Consider the following 20929-nt stretch of genomic DNA (forward strand, 5'->3'; position numbering starts at 1 on the left):
ATTTCAAAATTTAAGGTATGAGAAAATTTTCTTATCGTTAAGTTAATAACCGTAGCTAGACTAAAAAATGCTTCGCCTCCGTTAAAAGTAAAATCTTCGGATGCGAACTTTATTAATTGTTTTTTTACAGACTTAAAGGTATGGCATATGAAACTAATGGATGTGAAGCTTCTAGTGTCAGCAATATTGGCTCTTCCCTTTGTGTCAGTGGCAGCGGTGGAGTGTGGAGATACTATTACAAGCGCAGAGATTCTCACTGAAGATCTATTAAATTGTAGTGGTACGCCGGCGCTAACGATTGAGGGGCCAACTGGAAGTTTAGATATGAATGGATTCACCTTGGAGTGTGGCGGTGGATCCTCTAGAGGTATTGATGTCCTGGGCAACGCGGCTGTTCTTTCAAATGGAGTGGTGGATGGATGTGCAATAGGTATTTTTGTGGAAGGGGATGGCTTTCATAGTATTCAAACGATGACTGTGCAAGATGGTATCGACGTCGGTATTTGGTTAATAAGCGAAAATAATATTGTGAATGGTTCTACGGCTACTGGTTTCTTTAATCGAGGGATTGAAATTCAAGGTTCTAACAGTCAAGTAATTGGTAATTTTCTTATAGATAACCAAGGAGGAACCTCTAGCGGGATATTGATTAACGGTGATAACTCATTTGTTGCTCAAAATATTTGTGATAACAATAATGGCGAGGGAATAGTCATTGACCCTTCTTCTGGTGGCTTGGTTGTTCAAAACATAGTGACAAATAATGGACAAACTGGAATATCAATGGAGGGAGGGGGTCAAAGTGATTATTTGATTACCGGAAATATAGCAACGGGTAACCCTGATGGTGACTTGGTTGACTCAAATCCGGATGCCTGTATGTCTACCAATTTATGGTATGGAAATATTTTCGATACGGCTGATCCGAGTTGTTTAGATTAATAATAATCTATGGAGTAGTCGAAGTGTATGGCTGCTCCTTCATTTTTTAGTAAGAAATGCTCACTCTCTGGTTGCTCGCCTGTGTAAACAGGATACTTTCTTCCCACTAGCATACAACTAATCTCTCATAGAAAAATCTCTGTTTCTTATCAATACTGAATTCAGCATCGTTTTATCACTCAAGAAGTATCGCAATATTGATGTTTGTATGCGAAGTAGTATGAGTTTGACTTATGAAGCTAGTCATTCAACTGTCACCACCCGCCCCTAAGTGGCTCAAGCAATGCGCCACGACCTCAATATTTGTTTTGCTCAATGATGCTGCTTTCCTGAAAAAATTGTCGTAAAAGCTATTTAGCTGGACTTGTCATCGTTAAGGAGTATTAGATGAACATGTACAGACCTATCGCAGCAGCTGTTTTACTTTCTATGAGCGGTACTGCCGCTTTCGCTGGAGATAACACCTATGATGTTCTTCAGGTAGGGTCGGGTAATACCGCAAACTCAGAGCAAAGCGATCCTTCTGCTATTGGTAATACCGTTGTTCAAGTTCAGGTGGGTGATGACAACGAGGTGTATGCAACCCAGAATCTGTTTACGTCATTTAGTTTAATTCAGCAATCACAAGTAGGTGACAGTAACTATATCGAAGCAACCCAAGCGGGATCGGTCTTTTCAAGCATCCTGGTAGAGCAAATTGGAGATAATAACTCTGCGGCACCCGGGCAAGAGTTTGCAGAGTTAAGCACTATATTGATTGTGCAGATTGGAGATAACCATGAAGCTTCCTTCATGCAAACAAATACGCTGGGAGAATTTGTAAGTATTGTTCAGATTGGGGATGCAAACGCTGCTACTTTTTTGCAAAACGGCACAGCTGGGAATTCTATTTCCATGCATCAGGAAGGTAGTGACCAAAGCACAATCGTTGTACAAAATTCGAGTGTTGGAAACAGTGTTACTACCGAGCAGTATGGGAACTCCAACTCCTTAAACGTTAGTCATACTCTTGCTTTTGATTCCACTGCAATTGTGGTTCAAGATGGAGTTGGTAACAGCGCAGACACGCTGCAGCAATCAATTGGCCACTATAGCGAAATTCGTCAGGAGGGTGAGGGATTGGATGCTCGCCATGAGCAGTCGGGCCTCTATAACGATGCTTACTCCCAACAGTTTGGTGAGTCAAACAGTGTAGAGGTGTTCCAGGTAGGAGGATTTAGTACGGTTCAGACGGAACAGTATGGTAGCACTAATACTGCCGAAATCGCACAGGCTGGGACCTTTAATGAAGCCGATATTTTACAGCTTGGGGGGACAGGTAATTCTGTTGTTGTTGCACAGTTAGCTAGTTTTAACACCAGTTCCGCTTCTCAGTTAGGTAACTCCAACCAAATTACTTTTACCCAAACCACCGCTGGTAATACCGCCTCTGCTACTCAAGTGGGGGATGGAAATGTGGTTTTAGGATTACAGTAAATCTAAATCAAAGTAATGTAATTAGATCTTGCGCTTACTCTATTTTGCTCGATGGCGCGGATGGTTGTCTATTTCTAAATTATGTTACTCAAAGGAGTTTGTGATGAATACATTAAAACCTCTTTCAATAGGTTTTTTAATTGCAGTAGCAAGTGCGACTTCTATAGCAGCTGACAATTCTTACATAGTTTTTCAAGTAGGCTCTGGAAATACTGCAACAGGAGAACAAAGTGATCCCAGTGTTACTAATAGCCTTATTAGTCAGACACAGATCGGCGACAATAATCAGATCTTAGGTGAACAGCAGTTGTTTACCGAATTTAGTAGCATTATTGAGATCCAGGTTGGCGATAGTAACTTTATGGAGGTGTACCAAGTTGGAGCTGTGCTATCAGCTGTTATAGTTACGCAAATAGGTGATAATAATGATGGTTTAATTTCTCAATTCAATACATTGGGTAGTACCATTAATGTCAATGAAGTGGGTGATAGCAATAATGTCTCTATGCTGCAGAGAAATAGTGCTAATAATTCAATTAGCGCAACTCAAATAGGCAGCTCTAATAACGGTTCAGCTACTCAAGAAAACAGTCTGGGGGATTCAGCCTTTAGTCTACAGGTTGGGTCGGCGCTGAATTTCGCAATTGATCAGATTGGTGGTGCGGGAAATCAAGCTGTCATTTTTCAGTCAGGTAATGCCTTAGATGGTGGGATTTCACAAATCTCTGCTTTTGATTCCTATTCATTTATTTATCAGAACAACAATAATAATATATTTGAAAATAGGCAGGAGAATGTGGGGAATACCAGTATTGGTATTCAGGATGGAACAAGTTTAGAGGGGGTTCAAGAACAGATAGGTAACTTTAGTAGCGGATTTATTCAGCAATTCGGTGGGCTAAATTTTGCTGAGTTAGCTCAGAGTGGAGATTTTAGTTCTTCAGAGATCCTGCAGTTTAGCGGTCTGTTGAATACTGCACTCGTTGTACAACTAGAGGCTTTTAACACTGCCATTGCGGCGCAAACAGGAGATACCAATCAGACGACACTAAGTCAAACGACAGTAGGAAATTTTGCCACCTCTGCTCAGTTTGGTGACAACAATACGGTCCTGGGGCTTCAGTAATACTTGGGAGTCTTTTGGTTGTTCTTCTGCTAAACAATCTCCCAGAGAAATTCTGGGAGATTGATGGCCTCTGTTTTGTGTGCTGGATTAATCATCTTAAAGGAGTATTAGATGACTAAGTACAGACCTCTCGGTGTGGGTGTCACTTTACTACTCGTTGGAAGCGTAGCTATTGCGACTGATAATACCTACGAACTTATTCAAATCGGTAATGGTAATACCGCATCGGCTGATCAGAGTGATTCCGCAGTAGTTGGTAGTACCATTATTCAAGTACAAATTGGTAATAACAATGATGCTATGGCAACACAAGAGGGAGTAACGGTCTCTAGCTCGATTGTTCAGTATCAGACAGGCGATACAAACGAAACAGATGCTGCGCAAGAAGGAACTGTTTTTACTAGCTCTATAATTAATCAAGTTGGAGTTAACAACTTTGGATCTTCGCTTCAGTTTAATGCAGAGGGGACGTCAAGTTCAATTTTGCAGGTTGGATCTGGCAACCTGGCGATGGTAGATCACCGTAATAGTGTTAATGATTATGCGAGAGTGGATCAGGTGGGCATCAATAATGATGGCTCTACGTCGCAGAGAGATGGCTTCGGCAATACTGGTGTTATGATCCAGGTTGGGGAAAATCTAACTTACCTGATCAATCAATTTATGGGGTCAGAGAATACCGCCGTAGGTTTTCAGTTAGGTAATCTTCTTAACTTAGCTATCGAGCAAAACTCAGCCTCAGCTTCAAATTCTATTGTGATGCAAGTAGGTGGAAACAACAATTTTGCTCAATCCTCACAAGAGAATGTGGGGCATGACAGTTTTATACTCCAGAACGGCACTAGTCTTGAGGCTGTGCATGATCAGGTTGGTGATTTTAATACTGCATATACAGAGCAGTTTGGTGGAATTAATACTGCCGAAACCGCGCAGAGCGCAGGATTTAATACAGCTGAGACACTTCAATTTAGCGGCTTGCTAAATGAGTCCTTAATTGTACAGTTGGATGTGCTTAATTCAGCCGTCGCCATCCAAACGGGAGCTAGTAATTCTACACGTCTTAGCCAGACTACTGCTGGAAATTTTTCTACTTCTATGCAGTTCGGTGATAACAACACGGTATTAGGACTTCAGTAATTAATATTGTCAGATGAAAGGGAGTATTCGGCAATGAAGTATAGTTCTCTCGTGATAGGCGCTCTACTTTCTATTTCCTGTACCGTGGGAATTGCGGATGATAATACCTATCAGCTCATCCAAATTGGGGAGGGTAATACTGCAGAAGCTGATCAAAGTGATCCCGGCGTAAATGGAAGCACTATTATTCAGCTGCAAATTGGTACCAATAATGAAGTCTCGGCGACTCAGGCTTCGTTTACCGAATTTAGCACTATTATCCAGCGGCAGGTCGGTAGTAATTTGTCCGCTAGTTCAGAGCAACTAGGGACAACAGTTTCTTCAACCTCTATACAGTATCAGTTTGGCTCTGGGAATACAGCTTCTACACTTCAGGTTAGTGCCCAAGATGACTCTGCTTTTATTTTACAGGGCGGAGGAGTGCTACTCGATGCGACGATTATTCAGACCAGTAGTGCTGACAGTTTGGCTGTTATTAACCAGTTAGGTGCTGGTAGTAGTGCTTCAGTTAATCAGAGCGATAGTCTTGGAAATAAGGGAATTATTTTTCAGGTAGGTGAAAATTTAGGGTTCGATATAGGTCAAAGCTCTGCGATAAATAATATTGGTGCTGGGGTTCAGGTTGGGAATTCTATGGATTTGGAGATTACGCAAGATTCTGCTGTGGCCTCTAATTCTTTTGCGCTTCAGGTTGGAAATAATAACTTTGTAGAATCCACTCAAGAAAACTTAGGGCATGATAGTTATATTTTTCAGGATGGTACCAGCCTTGAAGTGATCCATGAGCAGATTGGCGCTTTTAATACGGCTCTAACTGAACAGCGCGGCGGGCTTAATACTGCGGAAACTGTGCAAAGCAATGAGTTTAATTTTGGAGAAACATTACAGTTAAGTGGTCTGCTTAATGATTCCTTGATAGTACAGCTACAGAGTTTTAATACCGCAGTGGCTATACAGGATGGCGATACCAATCAGTTGCGATTGAGTCAGACAACCGTTAATAACCTGGCCACTGCGGCTCAATTTGGGGATAATAATACAATACTTGGTTTGCAGTAGGTTTTACACTCCATCTAGGTGGAGCGGTAACCATTATTCCTTTGTATAAATTTTTAGTAGTGATTCCAATAAATCAAATCAGCCAATCAATGTGTCAATGACTGCCGAGGGGTATTCAATGGCGCATTGGCTGGTTGAGATTTTTGAAGAACTCTGAACCTCAGAGTTCTCCAATCTAACATTAGTGATAAAAGAAGTTTTGTGTGTCGAGAAGGTTTTAAAGCGTTAAAAAACCTATTTGATAATGAGTAGTTTCAAGAATAAACCGCAGGTGAATTGCCTGGTCAGTGCAAACCTGGTTACGTTCTGTGGGTAAGTGCGATCATTGTGGAGCTAATTCGTACTGTCGGTGATTATCTAAGGCACTTCACTGTTCACTAAAGTCCTTGCAGCCTTTAAGGGCTGAAAATAGTAGCTGTCTTATGGTATGTCTTTACCTACAAAAGCATCACCGACCGCCTTAGTCTAATGTAGTAACAGACCATGCTTTCGAATCTTTCTTAATTTTGATATTTCGATCACTTAGTTGTCACCACTTTATGCTAGTGTTCGCCATAATTCACTGGGGTATTTAAAGACGTAGTTATGGAGAGAAATGAGCCCGATGGCACTCCAAATCCGTCATTGACTGACAATGCCCGGTTCAGCGAACACCATTCGGCTGACTATTACATTGACGAAACTCCCGTTTGGTGTGATGGAACCTCGATTCCGCAGAATATTTTTACGCCAATGCAGTGGCGAATTTGGTGGCTTGCGACAGCTGGTAAATTTTTCGAGGGAATGATCGTCTTCATGACTGGGGTATCCCACACTTTAATTGCTAAAGAATTTGGTTTGACCGCCTTTAGTATGGGCTTTGTGACATCGGCGACATTGTTTGGAATTCTGGTTGGAGCGATAACCCTGGGAGGGCTCAGCGATCATTATGGCCGGCGGAAAATGTTCATCGCTGAGATGATCATGTTTATCTTTTTCCTGGTGATATTGACCTTCGCAGATTCTTATCTCGTGATTGTTATTTCATTATTTGGTCTGGGATTGGCGCTTGGATGTGATTATCCCACAGCTCACATGATGATCTCTGAAAGTATGCCATCGGGGATGCGGGGCAGGCTAGTTCTCGGAGCCTTTAGTTTTCAGGCTGTTGGAATTTTGGTGGGTACAGGTCTCGCATTTTTGGTCCTCTCTTGGTATCCCTCCCTGGAAGCTTGGCGGTATATGTATGCTGCGGCGATTGTTCCAGCGATTTTGATCACGATTGGTCGTTTCTATATTCCAGAGAGTGCGATGTGGCTTCTGGCTAAAGGTCGCATGCCTGAGGCGGAGAAGTCTATCAGCCAACTGTTGAAAAGAGATCCGCCATACCCGTCCAGATTCTTGTTGAAGAATGTTGCCACAGCGGAGACGAATGAGAAAAAGATAGGTGAACTATCGAGTGTTAAGTATTTACTTCAGGATAAGAATTCTCGAAAAGCAATCAAGCTCTCTTCTATTCCCTGGTTTTTGCAGGATTTGGGAACCTATGGCGTTGGTATCTTCACGCCAGTAATTTTAGCAAATGTGTTTGGATATGCGTCACCCCATGCACGCTCCATTTCGGAATTAATCCATAACAAAGTCGAGGCGGCGAAAGGGGCAGCATTAATCGATGTAATGCTGGTAGTTGGCGTTATTCTAGCAATTATATTTGTGGATAGGGTGGGGCGTATCCGATTGCAAGTTCTTGGCTTCCTTGGTTGTGCACTCGGCCTTCTTATTGCCGCCTATGGAGAGTCTTTAAACACTAGCCAGCAGTTACCATTCATTTTCGGGGGGCTTATGTTGTTCAACTTGATGAATAATCTGGGGCCAAATTCTCAGACTTATCTAATCGCTGGGGAGGTATTCCCGACCCGCTATCGTGGTGCTGGTGCGGGATTGGCCGCATCTATCTCAAAGTTCGGGGGTGTTGCAATCGCATTTTTTTTTCCAATTTTACTTAGCGACATTGGCGCAAGTATGTTGCTTAGTGCACTAGCGGTGACTTCCTTGATTGGCGCAATGATAACCTGGAAGTACCGGATAGAAATGACGGGGAAGTCACTTGATGACGTTGGCTAATCATTAAAAAAACCGTGGAGTTTCTCGTCAAGTACTTCACATCCGAATGTACAGATACATCTGCATGTTATTGATAATGGCAAGCCCATATTTTTTCTAAAGTCTAATTGCAGCTGGAATGGTTTCTGAGAGGCGTTCGAGTGACTATAAGTTTAATTGTCAACTATGGCTAAAATATAAGCCGGCCAATATATAGTTAACTTACTGGTCAGTAACTATAAGGCGCTCCGCTGTCAATTTGACCAGACCTATCTTGAATGTTTAAAAAAGTTTTATTTTTAGGATTTTTGATTTTGTAATTTTTGGTGTATGGGGAATAGGTGGGGGGTAAATAAGTTCTTTAGCTTGCGTTCTTTATTGTTTTAAAGATTGGAATTGGTTTTCTTTATGTGCTTTATTCCTTTCAATTTAATTGTAAATAAAAAGCCCCGGCGTACCGGGGCTTTTTATTTCTTCTTTTAGTTATGGTTGGCCCACAGCTTTTGAGCAGGCCAGGTAAACATCCAGTTGGTTGTTTATAAAGCTCAAGCCGCTCAAAGATAGCCTGACCTGATCAAAGTCACTATTGGTGGTGACTAATAGCAGGCGGTGATTGCGTGCACCATTGACTTTAAATGGGGCCAGACGATATCCGCTGGTGGACTCTCCAGTAGCTACTCCATCCAAGTATGTACTGATTGTGATGGTGTTGAGGTAGATGATATCCAGCAGTGGTGTGGTGTGCTCTACCAGGAAACCGACCACATGGCGTCCCTCTTTAACCGAGTGGTGGTTGATTTGAATATGGGTAGAGCCGCCCGCACCGCTGACAACTTCCATTCTGGCTGCATCAGATAGGACGCCGTTAAATACCCTTTCTACTGCAGTAATAGAACATCCATCACAGGGCTGTTCAATTCCGTAAGTCAGGTCTGCATCTACACCGTTAACGATCTCCAAGTCTTCAAACGCTGCACAGGACAGGCCTGATTCGAGGTCGCAGGCGTCGCCGATACCATCGTTATCAGAGTCCTCCTGGTTGGGATTGGGAGTCTGGGGACAGTTATCGAGATCGTTTTCTACCTCGTCCCCATCCAGGTCTGCATCGCAAACATCTCCCACTCCATCACCATCAGTATCGGTTTGGTTTGGATTTGGAATCGCCGGGCAGTTATCGACAGTATCATCAAGACCGTCATCGTCGCGGTCGTTATCGCAGACGTCTCCGGCACCGTCGTTATCGCCGTCTTCTTGCCCTGGATTCGGAATCATTGGGCAGTTGTCGACGTCATCATTAACGCCGTCACCATCCAGGTCTTCGTCACAGGCATCCCCAATACCGTCACCGTCAGTATCAGTTTGGTCGTTTGGCGTTAGTGGACAGTTGTCATCGGTGTTGTCTATGCCATCGCCATCGGCATCACTATCGCACTCATCGCCGACACCGTCGCCATCCGTGTCCGTTTGATTCGGATTGGGAATGGCTGGGCAATTGTCTTCACCATCGTCGTGGCCATCATTGTCGGTATCACTGTCATCGTCACAAACATCACCGATGCCGTCACCGTCCTGATCGGCTTGATCATCATTTGGAATAGCCGGGCAGTTGTCGGAAGTGTCCGGGACTGTGTCACCATCCCGGTCGCTGTCACAGACATCACCAACACCATCCTGATCGATATCCGACTGATCGCTGTTGGCAGTATCCGGGCAGTTATCGTTAGCGTTATCTACGCCGTCGTTATCGTTGTCGCCGTCGCAGGCATCGCCGATTCCGTCGTTGTCACTGTCTTCCTGTAGTGTATTGCTGACATAGGGGCAGTTATCGTCGTCATTGAAGATACCATCGCCATCGAGGTCTGGATCGCAGGCATCACCGACTGAATCCCCGTCGGTATCTGTTTGATCACTATTGGATGCCGTGGGGCAGTTATCGGCTGTGTCATCGACGCCGTCGTTGTCGTCGTCGCTATCACAGATATCGCCGCTGCCATCCCCGTCAGTATCGAGTTGGTCTGAGTTGGGTATTGATGGGCAATTGTCGGCATCGTTATCGGTGCCGTCTCCATCCAGGTCTTCGTCGCAGGCATCCCCGACACCATCTCCATCCTGATCGATTTGATCGGTGTTGGGGACGAGTACACAGTTGTCGACGCTGTCAGGTACCTGATCGCCGTCGACATCGGTGTTGTCATCGCAGGCATCTCCGTAACCGTCACCATCTGTATCTGTTTGATCTGCGTTGGGTACCAGCGGGCAGTTGTCATTTTCATTTTCAACGCCGTCATCATCGCGATCGCTGTCGCAGGCATCGCCAGTGCCGTCGCCGTCGGTATCGGTTTGATCATCGTTGGCAACGGCCGGACAGTTGTCATTACTATCGTCTATACCATCGCCGTCATCGTCGCTGTCACAGCTATCGCCTTGCCCATCACCATCGATATCGCTTTGGTCTGAATTGGCGGTAGCAGGGCAGTTGTCATCGTCGTTATCAATACCGTCACCATCCTGGTCGCTATCACAGGCATCACCGACACCGTCTTCGTCGATATCACTTTGGTCGGTATTGCTATGGCTGGGGCAGTTGTCGTCCTCATCATCGACAGAGTCATTGTCGTCGTCGCTGTCACAGGCGTCGCCAATGCCATCTCCGTCGTTATCGTCTTGGCTCGGATTGTGGGTCGATGGGCAGTTGTCATCTTCGTTATCGATGCCGTCACTGTCCGCATCGTCATCACAGGCATCACCTATTCCATCGCCATCCTGGTCGGTTTGTGAGGAGTTGGCTGCGGTTGGGCAGTTGTCGTCTTGATCGTCTACGCCATCACCGTCGTCATCGCTGTCACAGGCATCGCCAATGCCGTCTCCGTCAAGGTCGGCTTGGTCTGGGTTGGATACGGCTGGGCAGTTATCCTGGCCATCGTCGTGGCCGTCATTATCAGTATCGCTATCTTCGTCACAGGCGTCGCCGATACCGTCATTGTCCTGATCAGATTGGTCTGGGTTGGCTACGTCCGGACAGTTATCCAAGCTGTCGGTGTAATTGTCCCCGTCGCGGTCGTTGTCGCACACATCCCCGACGCCGTCGCCATCGATATCACCCTGCTCACTATTTGAATCAGCAGGGCAGTTGTCAGAATCGTTGGGGACGTTGTCGCCATCCAGGTCGCTGTCACAGGCATTGCCTATGCCGTCGCTATCACTGTCGGCTTGGTCCGAATTCGGGGTTTGTGGGCAGTTGTCTGAAGTGTCTGGGTGGGAGTCGCCATCGTCATCAGTATCACAGGCATCACCGCTGCCGTCGCTATCTAAATCATCCTGGTCTGAATTACTAACACTCGGACAATTGTCATTATCATCATCGATACCGTCACCATCTGAGTCTGTGACGCCAGGGGGCGGGAGCAAGTCATCTGCGGCATCGCCCCGGCCTCCATCAGAACCGCAGGCACTTAAAAGCACCAATGAAAATAGTATCGCAATAAGCGAAGGTAGACGCATGGTCATAATCTCCCGAACAAAATCCATTTTTGTTATCTGTCGGACAAGCGCAGTAGGCCTATAAAAAATACGCCTGCAATAAATCATTTATGCTGACGCACATGGACTCCGGCTAATTTTTAGATAGATGTCATTATTTTGGTTGTGCATATTTCTAATACTAAAGTTATGGCGCACAACCGTTTATGAGTGTGGTAACTATGCGTTCTTTCTCACTAAAAGTGTGATGAATGGCGAAATTTTGGCGGGATAATTTATGGGTGATAAAGCGTGTAATTAGTGAAGACAAATTTACGCCATAAAATATAATGGAATAGATAATTTGACAGCTTGATTTGCTGTTGCTCTTGACTCTTTCTAAAGTGGAATCTGATTCTGGGTCTGATTAAGCCGCTACTAAGATGGGGAATTACCCCGCCATTTCAAGTTGATTATAAATCTTGCAGGCAGGTATTTAGATCGAAGTATATTGGCTAAGGCTTCTTTAATAACACTCTTTGAAATCGCCTGGTGTAAATCAGGTGAGCCAAGGGCATCGACATCACCTGGGTTTATAGGCTGTGAACTTTCTATTTAAGATTTAAGGACCCTCTGATCAACGAGGCATTTTTCCAGAATTAAGCTGAGCTGCTTGAAAAATTCACTTTATTACGCACAAATGTGTAATTTTCGCGTAATAGTCCCCTAATTTTCATCTGAAACCCTCAATAGGCGGGTTTCAGGCGAACCACCCCTAGGCAGCCAAGTATTTTCTCCCTATTAATAAGTTGGTAAAGCCTGCCAGTAAGCACAGCCTCTCAGTATTCTTTAGCAGTCCCCGATAGCGGACCTTGTCATAACCAAATACCCGTTTGATGTAGCGGAAGGGGTGCTCGACCTTCGCTCTTATCTGCGCCTTGATCTTTTCCGCTTTACGAAGTGCATCACGCCCTGGAAGAGTTTTTAGCTTGCTCGGCTTCATTGCTATATACCAATCCGCCTTCCGCTCTTTCAACTCTTCACGTTTCTCCGCACCAATGTACCCAGAGTCTCCCCAGACTCTTTTCTCCTCCCCGTGGAGAACTCGCTCTGTAGTTGTGACATCATGCGAATTCGCTGCTGTTGTATCTATGCTATGTATTACTCCGAGCACATCATCAACCCCGATATGCATTTTCATCCCAAAATGCCACTGATTGCCTTTCTTTGTTTGATGCATTTCCGGATCACGTTCTTTCTTTTCATTCTTAGTTGAAGTTGGCGCAGAGATAATAGTGGCATCTACAATCGTGCCTTCACGCAGCACCATGCCATTCTCAGCAAGATGTTTGTTGATTTCATCAAAAAGAGCTGCACCTAGCTGATTGAGCTCCAGTAAGTGGCGAAAGTTAAGAATCGTTGTTTCATCGGGAATTGGGTTACTCAAAGTCAATCCAGCAAAACTACGCATGGATTCAATTTCATACAGTGCATCTTCCATAGCGGGATCACTGAGATTGTAAAATAGTTGCATGCAATGAATACGAAGCATGACACTCAATGGATATGGCTGTCGGCCAAGTTTGCCTTGTGGGTAACAAGGAGTGATCTGAGCTTCTAGTCGCTGCCATGGGATGAGGGTTTCCATTTGAGAAAGAAACTTCTCTCGGCGAGTTATACGGCGCTTTAGCTTATATTCTGCTTCGGCAAAGGTGACTTGGTGCATGATTCATCGTAGTCTTGATGGGTAGGTGAATATTACCAAATTGACTCAGAATTATTCAGAGGTTCCTTAACTTCATTTCCATAAGTGATGGTTGGAAGCCAACTTTTTCATAGGCTTTTATCGCTGAGCTATTTTGAGAGTAAACATCAAGGTAGAAATCTTGAACTCCATTCTGTTTACCCCATGCAATTAATTTTTCTACTAGCTTTGAGTTAATGCCCTTTCCTCGGTGCGCTGGTGATACATACATAAATCCCAGATAAGCATGCCGCTCATGATCAAGAGATATTTTTGAGCTTCGAATCTGGGCATATCCCGTTCCAATAACCTCACCTTCGATTTCAACTACCAGAAGATATGAGTCATCAGATAGTATCAACTTTTCCATATCATAATAGAATGCTGATTCAGCTTTAATGGATGAATTGTATGGCCTTTCGGCTTCGATAAGACACTGTTCCAGCTTAAGTAAATCAGGAAGGTCTTCTATAAGTGCTTTTCTAAAATTCAACATCTTAATTTTCAGTGGTGGTAGGTTTGGTAGTGAAAACTGCTCCAACTCTACAAAGGCCTGTATCTGACTTTGGTGCGGGCTAACAAAGCTAGACAAATTTCTATTGAGTGGCGGTCAATTCATACTTGTATCTGGCCTCTACTGCAGGCCGTGATCTGTGTGATTGCGTGAGGATAGCAGATTGTAAGTCTTGAAGCAGCTTTTCTGATTCAAGCTTTGTTTGTTTAGGAAATTAGCCCAACGGTCCTTTCAATTGCCCAATACCCACTGACTACTCCAACTGGATAAATAGCGTATTTTGATTGTGTTAGAAAGTGTTGATACAAAATTGAGATCTTCCGGTTCGAGAATATCCACTGAACTGTAGATGATAAGAAAATCAAAACCAAGACAAATAATATCTGCCCCAGTTCTACACCTATATTAAAGCTAAATAATGCGGTGATTTTACTGCTGTGAGGAAGGCCTAATTCCGCTAGCGCACTGGCAAAACCAAATCCGTGAAGTAATCCAAAGCCACTGGCAACAATCGCAGGGTAGCGTCGGGTTAAACTCGTTTTACTCTGTCCATTATGCGCGTATACAATTTCTGCGGCTAACAGCATAATACTCAATGGGATCAACACTTCAACAACATCTACTCTTATGGTGAATAAGTTTAAACTTGCGAGCCCCAGGGTGAGGGAGTGGCCTAACGTAAATCCGCTAATCGCTATTAAAGTGCTTCTAAAGTTTCTGGCGATAAAGACTAAACATAATACGAACAGTAAGTGATCATAGCCCTCTAATATATGTAAGAAACCTGCTTCAATATATTGTTTGACACAATCCCAAATAGTTAGTCTGGAAGGTAAGTTAATCTCTAAGACCTTGGGGCCATTAAAGAGATTAATAGTGTCACCGTCTGATTTTTCAAAATGAATTAAGCTTGATAAGGCTGGATTGGCAATGGGGTATGTGATTTTTATTGTTAGGGGGTTATATGGTCTTGTAAAATTGTTTGGGTGGGGGTTCCTGCATAGGTAACTCTTCACGTTGGGTCCGGCAGGCCCTGTTATTTCTGGTTGTATTTGGCAGAATTCGCCCTTTAAGTGTATCTCAGGTTCAGTGCCTGGCTGCATGATAGGCGGGATTTTCCATCGAAGGACATATCTGCTTTCCGTGACTTCTTTTAACTCAATGTATATCGGTCTTCCGTCATGAGCGAAACTAAAATTGCTAGTTGTTGTAAGTAACAATAAGAATAGAATGGCTTTGATGATCTTGTAGGGATTTTTAGTTGACATAGGTGATATCCACAGGTACATATGGTATCGAGGCATCCCTCTCTATTCTGTAGCCTGCCAACAGCTCTTGTATCCTAAGTTGTCTGTTTTCCTCCATTTTATTTCGTCGATAATCTTCAAGGACTAAGGGGGAGGCTTCTCTAAAGCTGGGTAGACGGCTTGTTTTGTTTTCACTAACCAAAATTAGATGTAGACCATACGGAGATTCAAATGGACCGGACCAGGTATTCAATGGTAGTTGAAAGATACTTTCTGCCAAATTATCTCAGAAATGGCTGGCTACTAGATGGAGAGTACGATCTACATAATTCCGATGAAAGATAAATCTGTCTCCGTAGAGGGCGGATTCCTCGAATGGAACAGACTGCTTTATTAAGTGGTTCAAGCTCTGCTTAACAGTCTTCTCTAATTTTTCTTTAGAGTGACGTCTAAAATCAAAGAAAACATGAGTGAAGGTAATAGATGCTTCAATTCGATATTTTTCGCGATGAAGCTGGAAGTAGTTTTCCAGGTCTTCTTCACTAATATCAGTGTTACTGGAAAAGCCACCATTTACATAGTCCAGCTTTTGAATAAGGCGTCGTCGTATAATCTGATCATGCTTCTGCAGGCCTAGATTAAGGGCTTCACGGTAAAGTACTTCTTCTTTAATGTAATCATTAATCAGGTTGGACTTCTCTGGCTGAGTCAAGCCCTCCCAATAACGCCGTGCAAAACTCTGGTTAAATGTTTTTTTCTGGAATTGGAGGTGCTCAATTAGTATGTCCTCGCTGATAAGCAAGGTATCTTCATAGTTGGTTCCATTCTCCTCTATTAACAACTCTGCGACAACGAATAGCACTAAAGCGATAATAGAAAAGTGTACCAAAGGCTCCCTTTTCAGAATCTCTAATTTCCGCTGCATGAAGCTTCCTCCATTGAAACCTACAGAGAGTATTGATATCAGTATGCAAGCTACTTTTATAGATATGCTATTTGCTTGCTGTAGCGTCGAGGTATCCTATCGGTATCAGGGGGTATACCAAATTGGGGATGTATAAGCGCGCTCCTGGATAACAGCGGGTCCTTCAGCGGGTATCTGAATATTTCCGTTGTTAATTTCTTTTACGGCCACTGCATCGTAAAGTGAATGGCGAGGAGTAGGGATTTGTAATACCCGAACATAGTAAAATGCTCTTTCGTTCACATTAAAGCTTGGATCCTGCCACAAGGTCGATAACTCAATAGAACCAATATTGTTAGTGTATTGCCCCGTTTCTCGACTCACGGTATCACCCACTGGCTTCAATTGACCTTGGTTATCAAGAGTGCGGTCCCCAGACCAAGCAACATTAATTACTTTCTCATGACTTTTTCCCGCTGCGTCCAACCAAGATTTAACCACCTGAATTCGATCCAGGTTCGCCCCTTTAGGATCTTTTGTCGCGCGTATAAGTAGCTGAATTGGTTGGTCAGTTCCTTGTGGTTTGACTAAATCACCCCCCATAGGTACTCCATGGGAATAACCTAGTTCAGCAATATTTTCAGCATCTATAGCGTGCTTAGGAAAATTCCAGCCTGCAAAGACGCGCACCTGAATTCGAGGGCCTGTAGTGGCGTATACCTCACGACGTTTAAATGCAGCGAAAAGGCTTTCTCTGGTATTTTCTTCTGCCCAAGCGGCGGCGAGTCCAGAAGCGGACATGTTCCAACCTGTAGCCTTGGTTCCGCCAATGACAGTGTTAGTTCGCTTGCTGCTTGGTACTGAGTCGTGGGCAAACTTGCCCCAAAAGTTGTTCTCCTCCGCAGTTGACATACCCGTATGTGAATCTGTCGACCCTATGAACCCCAGCTTATAAGGGTTTACACCAATTTTTTTCTGTATTTCCAGCCCAGAGCGCAAGGCGGATCGGACGAAGTCACCTCTAGCGACACGGTACGACTCCGGGTCAGCTTGTAGGTAGAATGGATAATTCTCAAAGTCTGCGAAAGGATCGTCCGGGGAAAGCGTTGAATGGGTTTCTGAGTCTCCCTTAATTTGTGTTATTTCAACCAGGGGCTCCCAGCGCATGCGTGTACGTGCATACTGGGTATCAATTGGCTCACCACGCAGAGTGGTTTCTGCAAACATATAGCCTTTGGATACATTGGAGTTGTGGGGAATCGCAATGAATTCACTGCCAGTTCGTTTAGATGTCTCATCTAACCAGTACCACAAATCTTCTGGGTACTGGCTCTGATCAGCCCCAAAAGGAAGGTACTGCTTAGCTTTATCCGCCCCATCAGGGGAGACTACCACCCGGTGTAAGTTGGCCCCGGTTGGTGTTGAGCTCCATTCCCAGCCAATAAAACTGGTAAAAGTGCCCGGGTTATTATGGCGCTCTGCGGCATCGACTATTGCGCTCCATGCGCTTGTCCGGGTCTTATCCAGATCTCCAAGAACGGGCTCAGGGGGCGTGTTAGCTGGGTCCTGGACAGGGTCAGCGGGAGCTACTGTGTCGAGAGCCTTAGCGGGCAGTAACTCATTGAAAATATCCATACCTTCATTCATAGATACTTTATATCGGATATGCTGCTTGGCAAACCAGCGCATCATCGACTGGTATAAGGACATATCGCTGTCTAGCTCATCTGTCTTATTCACCACTGCCCTCATAACACCCAGCCCTTCAGCGTGATCTGAAACCACGAGAAAATCCAACGGGGTGTCTATACGTACTTTTGCATGAGTGTAGGGGTGAATAACCGGTTGTCCCTTGGCCCACCGATAAGCGGTGTCCGGAGTTGCCGAATAATTTTGGCTTAAAAAGGCATCGAATGAGTAGGAGGTATGAAGGTGCATATCTCCCCAGAAAACCTGAGTGGGCTCACTAGCTGCAACACCAAGGTGAGTGATGGATAATGTAAGCCCTACCAGACGTGCTATTCTTTTTATGGGATTTTTCATATTTCCAATTGCCAGCGTCGGCTGGCTATCTTTTAGGTGACTAGATCCTCTTAACATATCAGGATCGTTAGGATAATCTTGGTAAATAAGGAAGTGATTGATTAGATGCTAATCATTTGGCTTTTAGGTTTCTTTGCAAATAAAGCCAATCTCTTGACCAATTAGGACACACTTGTAGATGGCTGAGTATGGACACACGACCATTGCAACTTGGGTATTACCTATTATTGAGGCCCTAAAACCATTCTGTTCCACCCAAGAAATTTTGCAGCGTGCAGAAATTGACCCTAAATGCATAGTGGATGCAAACCAGAGAATTCCTTTAGAGAATATGAAAAAACTATGGGGGCTCGCTGAATCCATATCAGGTGATGATTGTATCGGCCTGCAAGTCACTAAGTATGTTAATCATACAAATCTTCACGCTCTAAGCTATGCCCACTTGGCCAGTAGCTCCATCAGGGAGAGCTTACTGAGGTCTGCTCGATTCTCAGAAGTGGTTACCACCGCTATGCGAATCAATGTTCATGATGAACAGAAACAAGTAGTAGTCTCCTGGGAAAAAGTTGATAATTTTTCATATGATCCAAGTATTCATGCTATAGATGCCTTTATGGCTTTGCTAATAAAGTCCATCAGAAAGATATGCCCCGATGTGTATCATCATTTGATTTCTATTAATCTGGAGAGGTCCAGACCTGCCACCCTTGAGCGGCATCAATTGATGTATAAGTGCCCAATTAACTTTTCGGCAGACATTTGTGAGATTAGATTTAAACAAGAGTTTGTTGATCGAAAGCTCTCTTCGGGAAACGATGAGCTGGTCAGGGTCAACGAGCAAGCCCTGATTGGTTACTTGGAGCGTTTGCAGAAGAATGACATAGTTAGCATGACCAGTAGAGTGCTTATTGATCTGATGTCTTCAGGTAATTTTTCACAAGAGGTCGTGGCCAAGGAGCTTGGGATTAGTTGCCGTGGTTTGCATAGAAAACTAAAAGAAAGAGGCTCCAGTTATCAGACTGTGCTAGATGAAATACGCCAGCATCAGGCTGTGCAGTATCTTAAGCAAAGTGATACCCCGATCACGTCAATAGCCTACAAATTAGGATTCGGTGATACCAGTAGTTTTTCCAGAAGCTTTAAAAAATGGACTGGGCAATCTCCGCGAGAGTTTCGGGGTAAGCATAGTAGAGATACCTCAACAGAAATCTGTATAGATTAAGAGCGATTTAATATCACAACATGTGAGAATGCCCGGCAGCGCCGACTCATATTGTCGAGTTCCTCATCATCAAATTGAAACCTCTCTATAATTGTTGCGACCCACCAGTTATAGGGGCTCTTATTTCTGTCAGGAATTCTCTCGCTACCCATTAATTCCCCCCGCTTGCGGTCAAGTAAAATAGGAATAAAGCTGCAGCGAAATATAGGGGGACACGAATAATGCCTGCAATTCTATTTGGGCCCCACTCATCTTTGGCTATGGCTGTCTTGAACTCATTTAGAGTGAAATAACAAAATGCGCAGCCAAGTAAAAAGGAGCCTGCCCGAGTATTGAAAATGGACAGATTTAGCATCTCAGGATTCAAAAACCGGATGGCCAGCAAACCAAGCATTGCCAGTAGGGTGGTGAGGATAATAAATTCATTAATTCCAAATGCCTTCTTGCTCATAAAATACGATATTCCAATTAGTGCGGGCTAACAACTAAGGCAACTTGCCAGTGATGGGCTCTTTTTTTGGGGGGGTGCTGGTTTGTTGAGCAGGTGCATGTCCTTGCAACGTTGTTTTCACCCGAATTTGATGTTGAAGCCCCGCCGCGAAGGGATAGGTAGGGCCCACCTTTGGAACCCTCAGTTCGTCTGTTTTCTGATCAAAAGATATGCACATAAAGACTACTTGATTTGCACATCGTTACCCAACTGTATGTTCAAATTCCATATAATACTTGAATTCAAGTGTATTACCACTGGGATCTTTTATAAGAAACTTACCTGACTCATCCTCACCGCCTTCGTTTTTTATAAGGCTATTTGCTACAAACTCTACATCATTTGATTTACAAACTTCTAATACGGACAGCCACTCCTCTTTACTTAGAATTGGCCCAAAATGGTCAATTTTGTAGGACGGTATTTTGTCGGAAGCTTGATGAATAGTAATTTGATGGCCATAAAATAAAATGTCGAACCAGGTTGGGTTGTCACGACCTATAGCGCAACCCAAAATGTCCAAATAAAAGCGCTTCGCTTCCTCTTTATCGGGAACCACGAAAGAGAGATGGAATGGATTTAGCATAAGTTTCACCTTGTTGTTCGTAAGCTTGGGTAAGTCTTAGGTATGGCGTCTCTATAACCATACTTAAATGGGATAGCGTATTGGCATCTACGTAAAATTGATAGTGTACGGAGGTCATGTTGGCAATTTAGGCATGATTAGCAGGTTCGATACACGTATATTACGATTGGGCTTCACTTTCTGATATACACTACGAACATTTAGAATTTATAGTTTCACTCTATGAGTGAAGTGAATTCTTAGGGGTTGTCGCATCAAAAAGTCCAATCTCTAAAGGGTTATAAAATAATGCCATTACTATTCCTAATAGGATGGTTACCTAAAATACTCTGCAATATATTAAAAATATCTAAGCAATTTTGGCTGTAAGCAGAAGGGGGCTTGTGGTAAGTAGCAGTATTGAAGATCTATTCTCCTGAGTTCTTTCGAGTGAGCTTAATAAAAGCACCAGGATAAATGGTTTGTTTTGTGAATAACTCAGATTATTCAAAGCATAAAGTTAAAAAATATAGGCACAAAAATAATCTTATTGGATTTTATTAAGTTTGTTTTAGTGTCAAAGCTGCGTAAAATCAATGGATACTTATTGGTATTTTGGTCCGCCTTTTAAAATGCCAACTACCAAAGAAGTTTAACCAAGTCAATAACTTCCTAAAAATCAGCCCCTCAAAGGAGGGCGGTATTGTGACGTAAAAGCAAGTAAAAGGCGCTGACCCGAGGTGGTGCAACACCAGGGGCCAGCTAACCAAATTGATACACACACTATCAAAATGGCTATATGGATCATACGCTAGAAACACGCTCGTCTTCAATAAACTGGAGTATATTGAGCAGTTTGGAGAGGTTCTCCAAGCTCTGGGAGCGTAGTGCCCGCCTTTTCTTCTTCTATGCCTACCGT

The 20929-nt window shown here is 43.8% G+C and carries 15 protein-coding genes; 7 read left to right on the top strand and 8 right to left on the bottom strand.

Going from position 1 to position 20929, the window contains the following annotated elements; genetic code table 11:
• Nucleotides 1–147 precede the first annotated feature (147 nt).
• From ACJJIZ_RS08660 to ACJJIZ_RS08685, 6 genes are all read left to right on the top strand, one after another.
• Entirely contained in the window at nucleotides 148–942 is a 795-nt protein-coding gene (locus ACJJIZ_RS08660) for a right-handed parallel beta-helix repeat-containing protein (protein WP_444915857.1), read from the top strand.
• A 387-nt stretch (nucleotides 943–1329) separates the two neighbouring features.
• A complete protein-coding gene (locus tag ACJJIZ_RS08665) occupies nucleotides 1330–2418 on the top strand; it encodes a hypothetical protein (RefSeq protein WP_444915858.1) in 1089 nt (362 codons plus the stop codon).
• Between the two features lie 103 nt (nucleotides 2419–2521).
• Nucleotides 2522–3544, top strand: coding sequence for a hypothetical protein (locus ACJJIZ_RS08670; protein WP_444915859.1), 1023 nt, complete (start codon nucleotides 2522–2524; stop codon nucleotides 3542–3544).
• 111 nt (nucleotides 3545–3655) lie between these two features.
• Nucleotides 3656–4681 (top strand): hypothetical protein, encoded by a 1026-nt coding sequence (locus ACJJIZ_RS08675; RefSeq protein ID WP_444915860.1) that lies wholly within the window; start codon nucleotides 3656–3658, stop codon nucleotides 4679–4681.
• 33 nt (nucleotides 4682–4714) lie between these two features.
• Nucleotides 4715–5740, top strand: a complete 1026-nt coding sequence (locus ACJJIZ_RS08680; RefSeq protein ID WP_444915861.1) for a hypothetical protein — start codon at nucleotides 4715–4717, stop codon at nucleotides 5738–5740.
• A 585-nt stretch (nucleotides 5741–6325) separates the two neighbouring features.
• Nucleotides 6326–7843: an MFS transporter gene (locus ACJJIZ_RS08685; protein ID WP_444915862.1), complete on the top strand. Its 1518-nt coding sequence runs from the start codon at nucleotides 6326–6328 to the stop codon at nucleotides 7841–7843.
• A gap of 462 nt (nucleotides 7844–8305) precedes the next feature.
• Here the strand turns inward: ACJJIZ_RS08685 and ACJJIZ_RS08690 are convergent, their stop codons facing one another.
• From ACJJIZ_RS08690 to ACJJIZ_RS08715, 6 genes are all read right to left on the bottom strand, one after another.
• Nucleotides 8306–11350, bottom strand: a complete 3045-nt coding sequence (locus ACJJIZ_RS08690; RefSeq protein WP_444915863.1) for a thrombospondin type 3 repeat-containing protein — start codon at nucleotides 11348–11350, stop codon at nucleotides 8306–8308.
• 706 nt (nucleotides 11351–12056) lie between these two features.
• Entirely contained in the window at nucleotides 12057–13007 is a 951-nt protein-coding gene (locus ACJJIZ_RS08695) for an IS5 family transposase (RefSeq protein ID WP_444915864.1), read from the bottom strand.
• A gap of 55 nt (nucleotides 13008–13062) precedes the next feature.
• Nucleotides 13063–13521, bottom strand: coding sequence for a GNAT family N-acetyltransferase (locus ACJJIZ_RS08700; RefSeq protein WP_444915865.1), 459 nt, complete (start codon nucleotides 13519–13521; stop codon nucleotides 13063–13065).
• 224 nt (nucleotides 13522–13745) lie between these two features.
• Entirely contained in the window at nucleotides 13746–14807 is a 1062-nt protein-coding gene (locus ACJJIZ_RS08705; RefSeq protein ID WP_444915866.1) for a HupE/UreJ family protein, read from the bottom strand.
• A gap of 265 nt (nucleotides 14808–15072) precedes the next feature.
• On the bottom strand, nucleotides 15073–15711 hold the full coding sequence (locus ACJJIZ_RS08710) for a hypothetical protein (protein ID WP_444915867.1): 639 nt from the start codon (nucleotides 15709–15711) through the stop codon (nucleotides 15073–15075).
• A 105-nt stretch (nucleotides 15712–15816) separates the two neighbouring features.
• Nucleotides 15817–17733, bottom strand: coding sequence for a DUF3604 domain-containing protein (locus ACJJIZ_RS08715; protein ID WP_444915868.1), 1917 nt, complete (start codon nucleotides 17731–17733; stop codon nucleotides 15817–15819).
• Nucleotides 17734–17911: 178 nt separating this feature from the next.
• Between ACJJIZ_RS08715 and ACJJIZ_RS08720 the strand changes: the two genes are divergently transcribed.
• On the top strand, nucleotides 17912–18955 hold the full coding sequence (locus ACJJIZ_RS08720; RefSeq protein ID WP_444915869.1) for an AraC family transcriptional regulator: 1044 nt from the start codon (nucleotides 17912–17914) through the stop codon (nucleotides 18953–18955).
• A 151-nt stretch (nucleotides 18956–19106) separates the two neighbouring features.
• Here ACJJIZ_RS08720 and ACJJIZ_RS08725 read toward each other — a convergent pair whose 3' ends face one another.
• A complete protein-coding gene (locus ACJJIZ_RS08725) occupies nucleotides 19107–19406 on the bottom strand; it encodes a hypothetical protein (RefSeq protein WP_444906030.1) in 300 nt (99 codons plus the stop codon).
• A 241-nt stretch (nucleotides 19407–19647) separates the two neighbouring features.
• Nucleotides 19648–20031 carry a VOC family protein gene (locus tag ACJJIZ_RS08730; RefSeq protein ID WP_444915870.1) on the bottom strand — a complete coding sequence of 128 codons (384 nt, stop codon included), beginning with the start codon at nucleotides 20029–20031 and terminating at the stop codon, nucleotides 19648–19650.
• Nucleotides 20032–20929: the final 898 nt, after the last annotated feature.

Source organism: Microbulbifer maximicatervae (SeqCode) (genome assembly GCF_052467225.1).

Coding starts and splice junctions, on each gene's coding strand:
- ACJJIZ_RS08660 (WP_444915857.1), top strand. CDS start 148: ATGAAACTAATGGATGTGAAGCTTCTAGTGTCAGCAATATTGGCTCTT.
- ACJJIZ_RS08720 (WP_444915869.1), top strand. CDS start 17,912: ATGGCTGAGTATGGACACACGACCATTGCAACTTGGGTATTACCTATT.
- ACJJIZ_RS08715 (WP_444915868.1), bottom strand. CDS start 17,733: ATGAAAAATCCCATAAAAAGAATAGCACGTCTGGTAGGGCTTACATTA.
- ACJJIZ_RS08680 (WP_444915861.1), top strand. CDS start 4,715: ATGAAGTATAGTTCTCTCGTGATAGGCGCTCTACTTTCTATTTCCTGT.
- ACJJIZ_RS08705 (WP_444915866.1), bottom strand. CDS start 14,807: ATGTCAACTAAAAATCCCTACAAGATCATCAAAGCCATTCTATTCTTA.
- ACJJIZ_RS08710 (WP_444915867.1), bottom strand. CDS start 15,711: ATGCAGCGGAAATTAGAGATTCTGAAAAGGGAGCCTTTGGTACACTTT.
- ACJJIZ_RS08685 (WP_444915862.1), top strand. CDS start 6,326: ATGGAGAGAAATGAGCCCGATGGCACTCCAAATCCGTCATTGACTGAC.
- ACJJIZ_RS08665 (WP_444915858.1), top strand. CDS start 1,330: ATGAACATGTACAGACCTATCGCAGCAGCTGTTTTACTTTCTATGAGC.
- ACJJIZ_RS08690 (WP_444915863.1), bottom strand. CDS start 11,350: ATGGATTTTGTTCGGGAGATTATGACCATGCGTCTACCTTCGCTTATT.
- ACJJIZ_RS08675 (WP_444915860.1), top strand. CDS start 3,656: ATGACTAAGTACAGACCTCTCGGTGTGGGTGTCACTTTACTACTCGTT.
- ACJJIZ_RS08730 (WP_444915870.1), bottom strand. CDS start 20,031: ATGCTAAATCCATTCCATCTCTCTTTCGTGGTTCCCGATAAAGAGGAA.
- ACJJIZ_RS08700 (WP_444915865.1), bottom strand. CDS start 13,521: ATGTTGAATTTTAGAAAAGCACTTATAGAAGACCTTCCTGATTTACTT.
- ACJJIZ_RS08670 (WP_444915859.1), top strand. CDS start 2,522: ATGAATACATTAAAACCTCTTTCAATAGGTTTTTTAATTGCAGTAGCA.
- ACJJIZ_RS08695 (WP_444915864.1), bottom strand. CDS start 13,007: ATGCACCAAGTCACCTTTGCCGAAGCAGAATATAAGCTAAAGCGCCGT.
- ACJJIZ_RS08725 (WP_444906030.1), bottom strand. CDS start 19,406: ATGAGCAAGAAGGCATTTGGAATTAATGAATTTATTATCCTCACCACC.